Source organism: Acinetobacter sp. YH12102 (assembly GCF_013419125.1).
GTDB classification, from domain to species: Bacteria; Pseudomonadota; Gammaproteobacteria; order Pseudomonadales; family Moraxellaceae; genus Acinetobacter; species Acinetobacter pseudolwoffii.
Genome location: NZ_VPAS01000006.1, coordinates 104567 through 119903, shown reverse-complemented (window position 1 = coordinate 119903; position 15337 = coordinate 104567). Strand labels below are relative to the sequence as shown.

General features: G+C 42.1%; 15 protein-coding genes and 2 tRNA genes. 12 read left to right on the top strand and 5 right to left on the bottom strand.

Going from position 1 to position 15337, the window contains the following annotated elements; genetic code table 11:
• Positions 1–161 precede the first annotated feature (161 nt).
• The 3 genes from cysD to FTU42_RS07865 all read left to right on the top strand — a co-directional run bounded on the left by cysD (position 162) and on the right by FTU42_RS07865 (position 3245).
• Positions 162–1076: a sulfate adenylyltransferase subunit CysD gene (gene cysD, locus FTU42_RS07875; protein WP_005096294.1), complete on the top strand. Its 915-nt coding sequence runs from the start codon at positions 162–164 to the stop codon at positions 1074–1076.
• A 138-nt stretch (positions 1077–1214) separates the two neighbouring features.
• A complete protein-coding gene (gene cysN / locus FTU42_RS07870; RefSeq protein WP_180075189.1) occupies positions 1215–2831 on the top strand; it encodes a sulfate adenylyltransferase subunit CysN in 1617 nt (538 codons plus the stop codon).
• Positions 2832–2975: 144 nt separating this feature from the next.
• Positions 2976–3245: a hypothetical protein gene (locus FTU42_RS07865; protein ID WP_180075190.1), complete on the top strand. Its 270-nt coding sequence runs from the start codon at positions 2976–2978 to the stop codon at positions 3243–3245.
• Between the two features lie 76 nt (positions 3246–3321).
• Here the strand turns inward: FTU42_RS07865 and FTU42_RS07860 are convergent, their stop codons facing one another.
• A complete protein-coding gene (locus tag FTU42_RS07860; protein ID WP_005171940.1) occupies positions 3322–3666 on the bottom strand; it encodes a co-chaperone YbbN in 345 nt (114 codons plus the stop codon).
• Positions 3667–3793: 127 nt separating this feature from the next.
• Between FTU42_RS07860 and FTU42_RS07855 the strand changes: the two genes are divergently transcribed.
• From FTU42_RS07855 to FTU42_RS07845, 3 genes are all read left to right on the top strand, one after another.
• Positions 3794–4786 carry an NAD(P)H-quinone oxidoreductase gene (locus FTU42_RS07855; protein WP_005171939.1) on the top strand — a complete coding sequence of 331 codons (993 nt, stop codon included), beginning with the start codon at positions 3794–3796 and terminating at the stop codon, positions 4784–4786.
• A 216-nt stretch (positions 4787–5002) separates the two neighbouring features.
• Positions 5003–5206, top strand: coding sequence for a hypothetical protein (locus FTU42_RS07850; protein WP_180075191.1), 204 nt, complete (start codon positions 5003–5005; stop codon positions 5204–5206).
• Positions 5207–5360: 154 nt separating this feature from the next.
• Positions 5361–6263: a YafY family protein gene (locus FTU42_RS07845; protein ID WP_005096301.1), complete on the top strand. Its 903-nt coding sequence runs from the start codon at positions 5361–5363 to the stop codon at positions 6261–6263.
• 119 nt (positions 6264–6382) lie between these two features.
• Here the strand turns inward: FTU42_RS07845 and FTU42_RS07840 are convergent.
• A tRNA-Leu gene (locus tag FTU42_RS07840) sits at positions 6383–6468 on the bottom strand.
• A gap of 10 nt (positions 6469–6478) precedes the next feature.
• Positions 6479–6552, bottom strand: a tRNA-Cys gene (locus FTU42_RS07835).
• A gap of 153 nt (positions 6553–6705) precedes the next feature.
• Between FTU42_RS07835 and folD the strand changes: the two genes are divergently transcribed.
• Positions 6706–7554, top strand: a complete 849-nt coding sequence (folD, locus tag FTU42_RS07830) for a bifunctional methylenetetrahydrofolate dehydrogenase/methenyltetrahydrofolate cyclohydrolase FolD (protein WP_100328806.1) — start codon at positions 6706–6708, stop codon at positions 7552–7554.
• A 166-nt stretch (positions 7555–7720) separates the two neighbouring features.
• A complete protein-coding gene (locus FTU42_RS07825; RefSeq protein ID WP_180075192.1) occupies positions 7721–8389 on the top strand; it encodes a methyltransferase in 669 nt (222 codons plus the stop codon).
• Positions 8390–8450: 61 nt separating this feature from the next.
• Here FTU42_RS07825 and FTU42_RS07820 read toward each other — a convergent pair whose 3' ends face one another.
• Together FTU42_RS07820 and FTU42_RS07815 are read right to left on the bottom strand one after the other, a co-directional pair.
• Positions 8451–8873, bottom strand: coding sequence for a hypothetical protein (locus FTU42_RS07820; RefSeq protein WP_159138049.1), 423 nt, complete (start codon positions 8871–8873; stop codon positions 8451–8453).
• A gap of 146 nt (positions 8874–9019) precedes the next feature.
• On the bottom strand, positions 9020–10849 hold the full coding sequence (locus FTU42_RS07815) for a phosphoenolpyruvate carboxykinase (GTP) (RefSeq protein ID WP_005096308.1): 1830 nt from the start codon (positions 10847–10849) through the stop codon (positions 9020–9022).
• A gap of 415 nt (positions 10850–11264) precedes the next feature.
• Between FTU42_RS07815 and FTU42_RS07810 the strand changes: the two genes are divergently transcribed.
• From FTU42_RS07810 to groL, 4 genes are all read left to right on the top strand, one after another.
• Positions 11265–12203, top strand: coding sequence for a diacylglycerol kinase family protein (locus FTU42_RS07810; protein ID WP_159138047.1), 939 nt, complete (start codon positions 11265–11267; stop codon positions 12201–12203).
• Complete coding sequence (locus FTU42_RS07805; protein ID WP_005171918.1) at positions 12184–12960, top strand: metallophosphoesterase; 777 nt, start codon at positions 12184–12186, stop codon at positions 12958–12960. The genes FTU42_RS07810 and FTU42_RS07805 overlap by 20 nt, the downstream gene beginning before the upstream one ends.
• A 167-nt stretch (positions 12961–13127) precedes the next feature.
• On the top strand, positions 13128–13415 hold the full coding sequence (groES, locus tag FTU42_RS07800; RefSeq protein WP_005096311.1) for a co-chaperone GroES: 288 nt from the start codon (positions 13128–13130) through the stop codon (positions 13413–13415).
• Between the two features lie 66 nt (positions 13416–13481).
• Positions 13482–15116 carry a chaperonin GroEL gene (gene groL, locus FTU42_RS07795; protein ID WP_180075194.1) on the top strand — a complete coding sequence of 545 codons (1635 nt, stop codon included), beginning with the start codon at positions 13482–13484 and terminating at the stop codon, positions 15114–15116.
• The last annotated feature ends 221 nt before the right edge of the window (positions 15117–15337 follow it).

Genomic DNA, 15337 nt, shown 5'->3' with positions numbered 1-15337 from the left:
TGATTCATAAAAACTGATATTTGTTATTAGTGAATTTTTATATGAGCTTTTGATATATCAATATCATAAAACAAGCAATGGCTAAGATAAGTAAATCACTATAATGAATATAAATTTTCAAAAGTGTCATAAGTACACGTTTTTCTAAGCTGGTGTTGTCCATGTCGTTAAATGAGGAAAGACTTACTCATCTCAAACAGCTTGAAGCTGAGAGTATTCATATTATCCGTGAAGTAGCAGCTGAATTTGAAAATCCAGTCATGCTTTATTCCATTGGTAAAGATTCAGCAGTCATGCTGCATCTTGCACTGAAAGCGTTTTATCCAGCCAAACTTCCATTCCCGCTACTGCATGTAGACACGGGTTGGAAATTTAAAGACATGATTGCTTTCCGTGACAACATGGCAAAAAAACATGGTTTTGATTTGATCGTGCATCAAAACAAAGAAGGAGTCGAGGCAGGCATCAATCCTTTCGATCATGGTAGTTCAAAATATACTGACATCATGAAGACCCAAGGTTTAAAACAAGCCTTAAATAAATACAAGTTTGATGCTGCTTTTGGTGGTGCGCGCCGTGATGAAGAAAAATCTCGTGCCAAAGAGCGTGTCTATTCATTCCGTGATGATAAACATCGTTGGGATCCCAAAAACCAACGCCCTGAACTTTGGAACCTTTACAACGGTAAAGTGAATCAAGGTGAAAGTATTCGTGTATTCCCGTTATCAAACTGGACCGAGTTGGATATCTGGCAATACATCTATTTGGAAAGTATTCCACTTGTGCCACTTTACCTGGCTGCAGAACGTCCTGTGGTTGAGCGTAGCGGTACACTTATTATGGTTGATGACGAACGTATGCCTTTAAAAGAAGGTGAAGTTCCACAAATGAAATCGGTACGTTTCCGTACTTTAGGTTGTTATCCATTAACAGGTGCAGTTGAATCAACTGCAGATACCTTGCCGGAAATTATCCAAGAAATGCTCTTGGCAACCAGCTCTGAGCGTCAGGGTCGTATGATTGACCATGATGAAGCAGGCTCGATGGAGAAGAAGAAGCAGGAAGGCTACTTCTAATTTAATCTCCCCCTAAAAATCTCCCCAAACCCCTCTTTGAGAAAGAGGGGCTTAAAAGTGGAGGAAGTCTCCCTTTTATAAAGGGAGATTTAGAGGGATTCAAAACCGATTTCTAAAGAATATGTGGAGCTTTGGGCAATGTCTCATCAATCAGAACTGATTAGCCAAGATATTTTGGGCTATTTGAAACAACATGAAAATAAAGACCTGTTGCGTTTCCTGACTTGCGGTAACGTAGATGATGGTAAATCGACTCTAATTGGTCGACTGCTTTACGATTCAAAATTGATTTATGAAGATCAATTGCAAGCCGTCACCCGTGACTCGAAAAAAGTCGGTACCACAGGCGATGCACCTGACTTGGCACTTCTGGTAGATGGTCTGCAGGCAGAACGTGAGCAGGGCATTACCATTGATGTCGCCTATCGTTATTTCTCGACTGAAAAGCGTAAGTTCATCATTGCCGATACTCCGGGACATGAGCAGTACACCCGTAACATGGCAACAGGTGCATCGACCTGCGACCTTGCGATTATCTTGATTGATGCGCGTTATGGTGTGCAAACTCAAACCCGTCGTCATACCTTTATTGCAAGCTTACTTGGTATTAAAAATATTGTCGTTGCGATCAACAAGATGGACCTGGTGGACTTCTCTGAAGCCCGCTTCAATGAAATTCGGGCAGAATATGCAGCATTCGTTGCGCAGTTGGGCGATCGCAAACCATCGAACATCATCTTTACGCCAATTTCTGCATTGAATGGCGATAACGTGGTGAACAAGTCCGCCAATACGCCGTGGTACACCGGTGAAACGTTAATGGGTACGCTTGAGTCGGTAGAAATTAACCGTACTTCGGCAAAAGCAGATTTTCGTTTCCCAGTGCAATATGTCAACCGTCCAAACCTCGATTTCCGTGGTTTCTGCGGCACGATCGCACTTGGTGATCTCAACGTTGGCGATACCGTAACGGCTTTACCATCAGGTAAATCATCAACAGTAAAAGAAATCGTTACTTTTGATGGCAACCTTGAACGTGCTGTTGCAGGTCAAGCTGTGACTTTAACGCTCAACGATGAAATTGATATTTCACGTGGTAACGTGTTAATTCGTGCCGATCAAGCGGTTCCAAATATTTCTCGTTCAGTTCAAGCGACTGTGGTGTGGATGGCGGATCAAGCGCTGGTGATTGGCAAGCTGTACAACATTAAGATTGGTACACAGACTGTTCCTGCAAAAGTGACAGCGATTCATTACCGTACCAACGTCAACACACTGGAGAAAGTTCAGGTCGAAAATCTTGAGCTGAATGCGATTGCCAATGTGACTGTTGAATTTGATGCGCCCGTGGTCTTTGACCGTTATCAAGACAGCCGTTATACCGGTTCATTTATCTTCATTGATCGTTTAAATAACGTGACGATTGGTGCAGGTATGGTGGAAGAATCAGTTGAATGGTCTGCACATGATGAGCCTGTGACTGCTGAAGTGCGTGCTGCGCGTTTGGGGCAAAAACCTGCTGCGCTGACTGTCTCGGCAAAAGCTTTGGAAAATGCTCAGGCACTTGAAAGTTTACTGATTCAGCAAGGCATCGTGGCAATTGCCAGAGCGGGTCTTGATGCTGCACAAGTTGCATTGCTTCGTGAAACAGGTGTGGTGGTGATTACCGATACTGCTGAAGGTACGGACACCACTTTAATTGTGGAAGCAGTCGAAGAGCTTGCTGAGAAAATTGTAGAATTGGTTCGATTATAAGACTGAGTCGATTTAAAAAAACCGCTGTAAAGCGGTTTTTTTTATTTGGATACTTTTTAAGTATGTAAATAATGTGCAGCCGTGTGAATGTTGAACTTTCACTTAAATTTCTTCTCGATATAATACAAATATTGAGGGGTGTTTATGAAAAAAATATTTATTTTAATCGGGTTGTGTTTGGCTTTTGGGGTGGACGCTAAACAGGCGACCAGTACAGATGCAATTAAGCAAAAAATTATCCAGCAGTCGATTGATCGTTATCCGGGGAATTGTCCATGTCCTTACAATACGGCCAGTAATGGCAGTCGCTATGGTAAACGTAGTGCATATAATCGGGCGGGTGGGCATGCACCTTTGTGTTATCCGGAAGATGTCAGTGATCGGATGGTCAAAGAGTATAAAAGCCGTGGTTAATTACCAAGTCCGGATTTTACCGAGGGGTAAAAACGAAATTTTCTCTACAGTTTATCTTCAGATATGTATGCTTTAATTATTCAGAAAAATCAGTTAGGGATTGAGATAGAATCGTCTTTATCTCCGTTAGACTTTTTGCGCCAGCAATCCTTTTAATGATTGTGCCATTTTTAAAAATCAGCGTAGAAGGCAGGCCATAAACATGATAGCGCAAGGTTAATACTGGAGATTGGTCGATATTTACTTTGCCAAATTTGATTTCGGGCTTGCTTTCAGCATATTGCGCTGCCAGTTCATTAAAGACCGGAAAATTCTGAATACAAGGTTTACACCATTCGGCATAAAAGCGAATGACTGCAAAACCTTCGAACCATTCAAAATTACTGTAATTATTCTCGTTATACTCAATGATCTCGCTCATATCCATCTCCTATCAATTTTTTGAATAGTGACTTGATTATACATAAGTCCGACTTGGCTTCATTCCTCAGCTTAACTATGTTCAAATAACGCCAAGTATCTTGAATATTCAATAAGCAGGGAAATATATGTCACAAGCAAGCATGCAACAGATTATTATTATAGAACCGGGTGATATCGATAAATTGGCTTATGAAACGGTTGCGATCCCCGAAGCCAAAGCAGATGAAGTTCTGGTGAAAGTCCATGCTTTCGGAATTAATCGTCCAGACATTTTGCAACGTCAAGGTTTGTATCCAATGCCAAAAGGCGTAACACCAGTCCCGGGCCTTGAAGTCGCGGGTGAAGTGATTGCAGTCGGTGCTGAGGTAAGCCAGTTTAAAGTTGGTGATAAAGTCTGTGGCTTGACCAATGGTGGTGGTTATGCAGAATATTGTGTCGTACCAGAAAGCCAGACCTTGAATATTCCGGAAGGTGTAAGCTTTACACAGGCGGCAGCCATTCCTGAAACCTTTTTTACCGTGTGGGCCAATGTGTTCCAGATGGGGCAGGCCAAAGCAGGCGAAACCGTGCTGATTCATGGCGGGAGCAGCGGCATTGGCACTACTGCTTTAATGTTATGTAAAGCACTTGGAATTAAAAGCTTTGCGACTGTCGGTACGGATGACAAGGTTGCAGCTATTTCAGAGTTAACTTATGCGATTAACTATAAGACGCAAGACTTTGAGCAAGTGATTAATGAAGCAACTGACAATGGCGGGGTCGATGTCATTCTGGATATGGTGGGTGGGCCATATTTAGAGCGGAACCTGAATTTGCTGCGTCGTGATGGACGTCTGGTGTATATCGCCTTTTTGGGCGGTCGTAAAGCCAAAGAGGTTAATTTAGGTCCTATCATGATGAAACGTCTGACCATTACGGGTTCGACCATGCGTGCACGTACTAGGGCTGAAAAAGCTGAAATTGCACAAGGTCTCAAAGAACAAGTGGCACCGTTATGGGCGAAAGGTGAATGTCTGCCTATGATTTATAAAACTTTCAAGTTTGATCAAATCCAAGATGCACATGCAGCCATGGATACCGGGGAGCATGTCGGTAAAGTGGTGGTTGAAGTAATTTGATCGAATGTGATCGAGTCAAAAAATACCAGTGATTTCACTGGTATTTTTTGGTTTTAAATAAAAATTTAACAACAAAAAAATGTATATTATTTTGAATAAAAGTTAAAAAATAACAACTATGCGACACAACCTGTCAAGAATGATAGGTAAATTGCACTCATAGATAATTCCGACTAAAAGATTCAACATTCACATGAATATGAGATGGAAAAATATATGAAAATTATTTCAGCACCTTATAGTCCTAAACATGGTTCAAAAGCGTTAGGGCGTATTCATAAAATGATTATACGCGGGACAATCACTTGGACAAAACTACATGAATTATATGGTGCGATGCTGCATCTAGAGCGCTATGTGGAAAGATTAACCACCCAGAATAGTCATGCAGGTCAAAAGCGATCCAGAAAATCTAAATAAGCAGTGATATTTTTATAGTCAATAGATAACGAGGACTTTATATAGATAAATGCCTTAGACTTTGTCCTAATATTACTCACTTATTGAGATTGAGTATAATTAATCAAATATTTAGCTATAAGTAAGTACATAACAGTGTATTAAGTGGGGATTTATGAAGCGGCAAGCTTCAACACATGAACGTCTTGCAGAGCGTTTAGCCAGAATTTTGACCAAATTAAATGTCGGATATCAACTTCGGGCTACCGAATTGGCTGCAGAATTCCAGGTCAGCACCCGCACCATAGAGCGTGATTTCGATCGGCTAAGCTCTTACTTGCCTTTACTTCAGGATGAACAAAAAAGATATTATCTGGATACCTCTTATTTGGGACGGTTTAAGCTACAAGATATTCAAAACTTTGCTCAACTTTCCGGGATCAGTGAGCTTTATCCGGCGTTGGATATGTCGTTTTTACGTGAATTGTTAGATGATCGTGCCAATCTGGTGTTTTCTGCAAAAGGCTATCATTTTGAAGACACCAAACAGTTTGCTGAGCATTTTAAAACTTTAGCCGCTGCTATTCATAAGCGTTATTATATTCATTTACGTTATCGTGAAGAATCCAGAAATATCCAGCCTTATCGTTTAATCCATCATCATGGCATTTGGTATCTGGCGGGTATAGATCAGGGAAAACTAGGCACCTACCGTCTCAGTCAGATTCAGCAAGTTGAATTGTTGCTTGATCTGAAGCCCTTTGAACATGAGGCTGAAATATTAAAAATTCTGGAGGATGAAGAAGGGATCTGGTTTGGGCAGCAGAAACAACAAGTCTGGGTAAAAATTCAGCCAGAAGTCGCCATGTTTTTTAAAGAGCGTCGTTTATTTCCGGAACAACAGATTGAGCAAGAGTCAGCATCGGGAGAGTTGTTAATCAGTTGTCAGATTCGCCATGAAATGCAGCTTTTACCTTTGGTGCGTTACTGGATGCCCCACATCAAGATTACTGAGCCTGTACATTTTCAGCAGAAACTGGAGCAAGATTTAGAACGTTATTTACGTTCTGCGGGATAAAATCGCACGTCTGTATAAGATGGCTTGATTGATAGTTTGACTTATTTTCTAAATTTCAGACATAAAAAAACCAGCTTAATGCTGGAGATTTTATTGCACCATTTTAACAAGGATTAAAATGGTGCCCGAGGCCAGACTCGAACTGGCACGCTTTGTGGGCGGGGGATTTTAAATCCCCTGTGTCTACCGATTTCACCACTCGGGCTTTAACAAGATGGAGGCGGAGGTCGGAATCGAACCGGCGTCCACGGAGTTGCAGTCCGCTGCATGACCACTCTGCCACCCCGCCACGTCTTGTTGATGCGTATATTATCAAGCCCTGAAAAAAAAACAATAGCATATTCATTTGTATGCGCATAAAAACAGCATCTGGCGGAAAATATTTAAATTATTCATGTAGAATGTGCAAAATTGATTCATATCAACACTTGGGAGAAATGCCGTGGCATTAGTTCTAGACGGTCGTGCATTGGCGAAGCAAATTGAAGCTGACTTGTTTACTCGCGTAGAAGCGCTGAAAGCAAAATCAGGTCGTACTCCAATTCTTGCGACGATTTTGGTAGGTGACGATGGTGCATCTGCAACTTATGTGCGTATGAAAGGCAATGCTTGTCGCCGTGTTGGTATGGATTCATTGAAAGTTGAGCTTCCAACAGAAACCACAACTAAACAACTTCTTGCAGAAATTGAAAAGTTAAATGCCAATCCAGATGTACACGGTATTCTGCTTCAGCATCCGGTTCCGGCTCAAATTGATGAGCGTGCATGTTTCGATGCGATCTCGCTTGAAAAAGATGTCGATGGCGTCACTTGCCTGGGTTACGGGCGTATGGCGATGGGCGAAGCTGCCTATGGGTCAGCGACGCCTGCCGGGATCATGACGATTCTGAAAGAAAACAACATTGAAATCGCGGGTAAACATGCGGTGGTTGTAGGTCGTTCTGCAATTTTGGGCAAACCAATGGCGGCAATGCTGCTTGAAGCCAACGCAACTGTGACCATTTGCCATTCACGCACTCAAAACCTACCTGAATTTGTAAAACAAGCCGATATTATTGTTGGTGCGGTCGGTAAAGCGGAATTGATTCAAAAAGACTGGATCAAACCAGGTGCAGTGGTAGTTGATGCAGGTTTCCATCCACGGGATGGCGGTGGGGTAGGTGATATCCAGTTGCAAGGCATTGAAGAAATTGCGTCTGCTTATACCCCGGTTCCGGGTGGTGTGGGCCCGATGACCATCACCACTTTGATTCGTCAAACGGTAGAAGCTGCTGAAAAAGCGCTTGGTTAATTAAATCCTCCCTAACCCTCCACTTGCGCTAAATTTAAAAGCAGTGCTTTAAATTTAGCTCAGGAGGGAACTCTGATCACTATTTTTGGATAGAGTTTCCCCTCTTTTTTAAAGAGGGGCTAAGGGAGATTTTTCAAAGATATAAATACCAATTAAAAGAAACCCAATGAGCTGTACCTTTCAATTGCCTAAAGCCCCTCAGCATCTGCTAAAAGCCTTACATGATGTGATTCCACATTGTGAATTACAGGCGCAGCAGCTTCCCGATACGCCTATTTCTTTATGGCTCATTCCACCGGTATTTCCAACAGATAAACTCGATGATGAAGTGATTCGTCGTATCTGGAATGATACGCCGTATTGGATCTTTTGTTGGGCGTCTGGCTTGTCTATGGCTCAATGGCTATTGGCTGAACCACAGCATGTCAAAGACAAGGTGGTACTGGATTTTGGTGCGGGTTCGGGTGTAGTGGCGATCGCAGCGAAAATGGCAGGCGCAAAACGGGTGATTTGCTGTGATATCGACCAGATCAGTCTGGATGCATGTCGTGCCAATGCAGAGCTGAATAGTGTCGAGCTTGAATATTTGGATGATCTGTATAAGGCAGAGCAGCTAGATATTCTGTTAGCCGCAGATGTGCTCTATGATCAATGCAACCGTTTCTTCCTGGATGAATTTTTAAAATTCGCACCTGAAGTATGGGTAGCAGACAGTCGAGTCAAAAATTTTAGTCATCCAAAGTATATAAAGCTGGATGAACGTAGCGCGACGACCTGGCCAGACCTGGATGAATCGCCGGAATTTCGTAATGTCAGTTTTTATAAAACACGTTGAATTTGAAAAATAAAAAGGGCAATAAGCCCTTTTTATTGTGTTGCTTTGAATATATCGGATATTAAGAACAAGTATAACGAATGACACGCATCGTGGTTGGGCGGGCGTCTAAGGCTTCGCGTGCACCGAGATTCTCGCTATTATATAGATCTGGGGTATTGCTTAAGCTGATTTGCGTGCGGCTATTACCTAATTGGCGGCCATATTGTTCCTGCTCCGCAAGTGGATTAGAAATTTCATTGGTGCTTAAAATCTGGATATTATAGGTTTTTGAACCGCCCAAAGTCTGTTGACAGGCTGCCTGCAATTTTCTTTCATCCTGATTAGGCCGTCCTGAAAGCGTATAGCTCAAGGTTGCTGTATTGCCTGAACGTTCCAGAATTTCATAGCCACTTTTTCCGTTGAATTGATGTGGTGCAGTCTGACACGCACTTAACATGAAGCTGCTTGCAGCCAGAGCTAAAATGACCGTTGTTCTTTTCATATTTATATTTCCTAAAGTCTTGCGCTAATTATGCCATAGTTTGCTTCAACTGCTGCTCTGGTCAATTGTGATCAATTGTTTATCCATTTAATAAAAAAGGCCGCTTACGCGACCTTTTTTAATCAAACTTTTAGATCAATCAGCAATTAAGCAGATTTAACCGCAGCAATTAATTCTGCTTGACGTTGTTTTAACGCCTCTGGCAAACGACCACCAAGTTTGTCGAACAATTCAGTGTGGCTTTCAAGTTCTTTGATCCATTGATCTTTATCTTGAGCAGTCACAAGGTCAAATTGTTCTTTCGTGAAGTCAGAACCAGTCCAGTTCAATTGTTCATAAGTTGGAACGCGGCCAATTGGTGTGTCAACAGCAGTTGCACGACCTTCACAGCGGTCAATGATCCACTCAAGAACGCGCATGTTTTGACCGAAACCAGGCCATACGAAGTTGCCTTCAGCGTCACGACGGAACCAGTTCACGTTATAGATCCCAGGAAGTTTGTTGCCAGCAGCTTCAGCTTTCTCAGCAACTTGCTCGCCCATTTCTAACCAGTGCGTGAAGTAATCCGCCATGTTGTAGCCAGCGAAAGGAAGCATCGCGAACGGGTCACGACGAACAATACCTTGTTGACCAACAGCAGCAGCAGTGGTTTCAGAGCCCATGGTTGCAGCTTTGTAAACACCATCAACCCAGTCAAATGCTTCTGAAATTAGAGGCACTGTGTCCGCGCGGCGACCACCGAAGATGAACGCAGAAATTGGAACACCTGCTGGATTTTCCCAGTCAGCGTCAATCGAAGGGCATTGACCAGCAGCAACAGTGAAGCGAGCATTTGGATGCGCAGCTTTTTCTTCGCCAGTGTGAGGTTGACCTTTCCAGTTGGTCAGGTTAGCAGGTACTTCTTTAGAAAGACCTTCCCACCAAACTTCACCGTTGTCAGTTACAGCAACGTTGGTATAGATCACATCTTTAGTTAATGTTGCCATACAGTTCGGGTTGGTCTTGGTATTTGTACCCGGTGCTACACCGAAGAAACCAGCTTCAGGGTTGATTGCATATAGACGACCGTCTTCACCTGGTTTGATCCAAGCAATATCGTCACCTACAGTTTCAATTTTCCAGCCTTCGTAGCCCGCTGGTGGAATCAACATCGCGAAGTTGGTTTTACCACATGCAGATGGGAATGCCGCTGCGATATAGTGTTTTTCGCCTTGTGGATTGGTCACGCCAAGGATCAGCATGTGTTCAGCTAACCAGCCTTGTTGACGACCCATAAATGATGCAATACGTAAAGCCAGGCATTTTTTACCAAGCAATGCGTTACCGCCATAACCAGAACCGTAAGACCAGATCTCACGAGTTTCTGGATAATGCACGATGTATTTTTCAGGGTTGCAAGGCCATGCAACGTCTTTTTCGCCTTGTTCTAGCGGAGCGCCCACAGTATGTACACATGGAACGTATTCGCCATCAGTACCTAGAACGTCATAAACAGCTTTACCCATGCGAGCCATTTTAGACATGCTTACAGCAACGTAAGGAGAATCTGTTAATTCGATACCGATGTGTGCAATATGAGAACCTAAAGGACCCATAGAGAAAGGCACAACGTACAAAGTACGACCTTTCATAGAACCGTCAAACAAACCGTTGAGGCGAGCACGCATTTCAGCAGGCGCTTCCCAGTTGTTGGTTGCGCCAGCGTCTTCTTTGTTTTCAGAGCAAATGTAAGTACGACCTTCAACACGAGCAACGTCAGAAGGATCAGAATTCGCAAGATAAGAACCAGGATGAGTTTCTTGATTCAGTGCTTGCATTGTGCCGTTAGCGATCATCAAGTCGATATAACGTTGATATTCTTCTGCGCTACCGTCACACCATTCAATTTTTGCTGGTTTTGTTAATTTAGCAATCTCTTCCACCCAAGCAATAAGCTTAGGGTGACGAACGAATTCTGGTGCGTTCACTTGGGTCATGGTGAGGCCTATCTCAAATGTGTACAAAAAGGATGTACAAAGTACAATCCGAGCAATAAAAATGTTGCCCGGATGATATATGAAAAAAAGTGGCTGTATTAAAGCATAAAATGATAAAAAAAATAAGACCAAAGAAGCACTAGATTTCTTTTGGCATATAATGCTATTTTATTTGTAAATATAATAAAAACAATAAGATAAAACTAAATATTTGAATTGTCTTGGTTATTTATTTTAATTATGAATAGTATTTATTTTAAAAATTATTAATAAAATCAGTTTATTAATTTTATAGCACGTCTCATATTCGTTATTGATTAAATAAATGGTTGCCATTTGAATTTTACATAAAGCTACTGTTAATTGTCTATGAATTGGACAAAATGCCAATAGGCTTCATAAAGTTGTGCGAAAAATGTCTAATCAATCTAAACCCTTATCGCTTATTTATAATCATAATGCTGGTTTTCGCATACAAGGGCCAGAAGGGATCTATGAACAATTGACTGAAATATTTTCAGCGCAAGGTTATCAGACTAAAGCTTATGAAATCAATGATTCACAGCAATTTGATCACGTTATGGCGGAGGTGTTGACACGACATTTAGCGTCGGATGAAGCAGGTATCGTGGTGGCAGCAGGTGGGGATGGTACTTTAAATACAGTCGCCAAACATTTATTGAATACGCAAATTTCTGTTGGAATTTTACCCTTGGGTACTTTTAATTATGTAGCCAGATTATTAGATATTCCCCTGGATTTAATTGAAGCCGCTAAAGTGATTGCCACGGGACAATCTAAACGTATCAATGTAGCCCAAATTAATCAGGATATTTATCTGAATAATGCCAGTTTGGGTCTGTATCCCTTATTTATCAAAAAACGTGAAGATTATAACCGGCGGTTTGGTCGATTGCCGTTACATGCCTATACTTCCGCACTGGATGTGCTGATTCGCGACCGTAAGGAACTGAAACTGGAAATCTGGGTAGATCACAAGAAATATCCGGTAAAAACACCGCTGATCTTTTTTGGCAACAATCCCTTGCAACTGGCAGATATGAAAATGCAGATTGCCAAAGCAGCAGAGCAGGGTAAAGTCGCAGGAGTAGTGGTTTCTAAAAGTGATAAGCTAACTTTATTTAAGCTTGTGTATCAGTTGGTTCGTGGCAAGATTGATCAGGCTTCGGATGTTTACAGTTTTGCAGCCGATCAAGTCCGTATCGAATCTAGATCCAAGAAATTGATGGTGGCGATTGATGGCGAAATCGTAGAAATGGCGCCGCCCCTCAATATTTCTGTTTTAAAAAACAGCCTGAGTGTAAGGGTGCCGCATGATCCTGCATCTGTCTGATCTGCATTTTGGGACAGAAAAACCCGAGTGTTTAGAGGCAATTCGACAGTTCTGTCAGACTCATCCTCTGGAAGCGGTCGTCGTCAGTGGTGATCTGACCCAACGCGCACGTTTAAGCCAGTTTTTGGCCTGTAAACGGTTTTTAGATCAGCTTGAGACACCTTATCTGGTAATTCCGGGTAATCATGATATTCCGCTCTATCATTTATGGAATCGGCTGTTCAATCCATTTACCCGTTATCAGCTTTTTTTTGGTGAACTTGAACCCACACTTGAAACAGACAACTTTTATCTGGTGGGGGTGAACTCAATCCGGCGCCGCTATCACACCAAAGGGCATTTATCGCTTGAGCAGATTCAGCGTATTGATCGGAAATTAGGCCAAGCGCCTTCTTCCAAATTAAAAATTATTGTCAGCCATCAACCGTTCTATGTGCCTTTTCAAAATAAGCGCGGTTTTAAGGATAGTCCATTGATGGCCAAAATTGCTTTAGAAGCTTGGGCAGCACATGGCCTGTTTGCAGTCTTGCATGGACATCTGCATCAACCTGCGGTTTATGATTTGAACCTGATCTTTGATTTGGGGGCAGATCATCCTGTTTATGATGTACATGCAGGTACTTCAGCCTCGCATCGGCTACATAAAAAAGAGCCAAATAGTTTTAATCTGATTGATGCATCAGGAAAAATTTCCCAGTATTTATTCGATGACGTGACCCAGTCCTTTCTGTTAAAGCCTGATATGTTGAATAAATAGACGAAAAATCAGTATTCGTTAAAAAAAAGCAATTTTTTTTCATTTTTGCCCTTGAAGCGTTTTATTCCATCTCCATAAAAGTGACATCAAAAATTTTTGATGATGACCCATGGAATAATTAAGTCGTCATCAGTGACCTAAAAAGACTTAGTCTGATGGAGTTAAATATGAGCAACATTCGTCCATTACATGACCGCGTTGTTATTCGTCGTGTTGAAGAAGAAACTAAAACAGCTGGCGGTATTTTACTTCCTGGTTCTGCTGCAGAAAAACCAGCTCAAGGTGAAATCATTGCTGTAGGTAATGGTCAAATCACTGACAATGGTGTACGTGCACTAGATGTAAAAGTTGGCGATAAAGTATTGTTCGGTACGTATGCGGGTACAACTGTGAAAGTTGACGGCGAAGAACTTCTTATTATGAAAGAATCTGACATTTTAGCGGTATTTGCTTAATTTCCGTTTAAAGTCGTCTTATATTCATCAGAATTTAAAAGATATTAAAAGTATTTGGAGTCAAAAATGTCAGCTAAAGACGTAAAATTTGGTGATTCAGCGCGCAGCAAAATGATTGCTGGTGTGAATATCCTTGCAGATGCAGTGAAAGTAACACTAGGTCCTAAAGGCCGTAACGTTGTGATCGACCGTTCTTTCGGTGCGCCGCACATCACCAAAGATGGTGTAACGGTTGCCAAAGAAATCACCCTGAAAGATAAATTCGAAAATATGGGTGCTCAGCTGGTTCGTGAAGTGTCTTCTAAAACTAATGACATCGCAGGTGACGGTACCACCACTGCAACTGTATTGGCTCAAGCAATTTTGAACGAAGGCATCAAGTCAGTTACAGCGGGTATGAACCCAATGGACTTGAAACGCGGTATCGATATCGCTGTTAGATCTTTGGTTGCTGAAATTAAAGCAACTGCTCAACCTGCGTCTGATTCTAAAGCGATTGAACAAGTCGGTTCGATCTCTGCAAACTCTGACACCACTGTAGGTAAACTGATTGCGCAAGCAATGGAAAAAGTGGGCAAAGAAGGTGTCATTACTGTAGAAGAAGGTTCAGGCTTTGAAGATTCTCTAGATGTGGTAGAGGGTATGCAGTTTGACCGCGGTTACATCTCGCCATACTTCGCAAACAAGCAAGACACGCTAACTGCGGAGCTTGAAAATCCGTTCATTCTTCTGGTTGACAAAAAAATCAGCAACATTCGTGAGTTGATCACAGTGCTTGAAGCTGTTGCGAAAACAGGTAAACCGCTTTTGATCATCGCTGAAGATGTTGAAGGCGAAGCGTTGGCAACTTTGGTTGTCAACAACATGCGCGGCATCATCAAAGTATGTGCAGTTAAAGCACCTGGTTTTGGTGATCGTCGTAAAGCGATGCTGCAAGACATTGCGATCTTGACTGGCGGTACGGTGATTTCTGAAGAAATTGGCATGCAGCTAGATCAAACTGCACTTGAACATTTAGGTACTGCACATAAAGTGACTGTATCTAAAGAAAACACAGTGATTGTGGATGGTGCGGGTAATGCAGGTCAAATCTCTGAACGTGTTCAGCAAATCCGTGCGCAAATTGAAGAATCGACGTCTGAATATGACAAAGAAAAACTTCAAGAACGTGTTGCTAAATTGGCAGGCGGTGTTGCAGTGATCAAAATCGGTGCTGCGACTGAAGTTGAAATGAAAGAGAAGAAAGACCGTGTAGATGATGCCCTTCATGCAACGCGTGCTGCGGTTGAAGAAGGTGTGGTTGCAGGTGGTGGTGTTGCACTGGTACGTGCAGCGAAAGTATTGGATAACGTAACTGGCGCGAATGATGACCAAAATGTAGGTATCAACATTCTACGTCGTGCGATTGAAGCGCCGCTTCGTCAAATCGTATCGAATGCGGGTGATGAGCCTTCAGTGGTGATCAATGCTGTGAAAAATGGCGAAGGCAACTTCGGTTATAACGCGGCAACAGGTGTTTATGGCGATATGCTCGAAATGGGTATTCTTGACCCAGCAAAAGTAACGCGTTCTGCACTTGAGCATGCTGCTTCTGTTGCTGCATTAATGTTGACAACTGAATGTATGATCACGGATATTCCAGAAGACAAGCCTGCAATGCCTGATATGGGCGGCATGGGTGGTATGGGCGGCATGATGTAATTCATGTTGATCATTTGATCTTGAAAAATCCCTACCTCAGGTAGGGATTTTTTTTATTTCTTGATAAAAAAGTACGATTTCAATAAAAAATAGAGTAAAATTTGAGACATAAGTTTGATCTAGATTAGAGAATGCCAACAAGGCAGCACTTTCTATTGAAAAATTGATTAATGTTTATTTTTGTAACATTTGATCTTGGAATATATAAATTTTTGATTTAT

Coding starts and splice junctions, on each gene's coding strand:
- cysD (WP_005096294.1), top strand. CDS start 162: ATGTCGTTAAATGAGGAAAGACTTACTCATCTCAAACAGCTTGAAGCT.
- FTU42_RS07815 (WP_005096308.1), bottom strand. CDS start 10,849: ATGACCCAAGTGAACGCACCAGAATTCGTTCGTCACCCTAAGCTTATT.
- FTU42_RS07845 (WP_005096301.1), top strand. CDS start 5,361: ATGAAGCGGCAAGCTTCAACACATGAACGTCTTGCAGAGCGTTTAGCC.
- FTU42_RS07860 (WP_005171940.1), bottom strand. CDS start 3,666: ATGAGCGAGATCATTGAGTATAACGAGAATAATTACAGTAATTTTGAA.
- FTU42_RS07850 (WP_180075191.1), top strand. CDS start 5,003: ATGAAAATTATTTCAGCACCTTATAGTCCTAAACATGGTTCAAAAGCG.
- FTU42_RS07810 (WP_159138047.1), top strand. CDS start 11,265: ATGTCTAATCAATCTAAACCCTTATCGCTTATTTATAATCATAATGCT.
- FTU42_RS07855 (WP_005171939.1), top strand. CDS start 3,794: ATGTCACAAGCAAGCATGCAACAGATTATTATTATAGAACCGGGTGAT.
- groES (WP_005096311.1), top strand. CDS start 13,128: ATGAGCAACATTCGTCCATTACATGACCGCGTTGTTATTCGTCGTGTT.
- groL (WP_180075194.1), top strand. CDS start 13,482: ATGTCAGCTAAAGACGTAAAATTTGGTGATTCAGCGCGCAGCAAAATG.
- FTU42_RS07825 (WP_180075192.1), top strand. CDS start 7,721: ATGAGCTGTACCTTTCAATTGCCTAAAGCCCCTCAGCATCTGCTAAAA.
- FTU42_RS07805 (WP_005171918.1), top strand. CDS start 12,184: ATGATCCTGCATCTGTCTGATCTGCATTTTGGGACAGAAAAACCCGAG.
- cysN (WP_180075189.1), top strand. CDS start 1,215: ATGTCTCATCAATCAGAACTGATTAGCCAAGATATTTTGGGCTATTTG.
- FTU42_RS07820 (WP_159138049.1), bottom strand. CDS start 8,873: ATGAAAAGAACAACGGTCATTTTAGCTCTGGCTGCAAGCAGCTTCATG.
- FTU42_RS07865 (WP_180075190.1), top strand. CDS start 2,976: ATGAAAAAAATATTTATTTTAATCGGGTTGTGTTTGGCTTTTGGGGTG.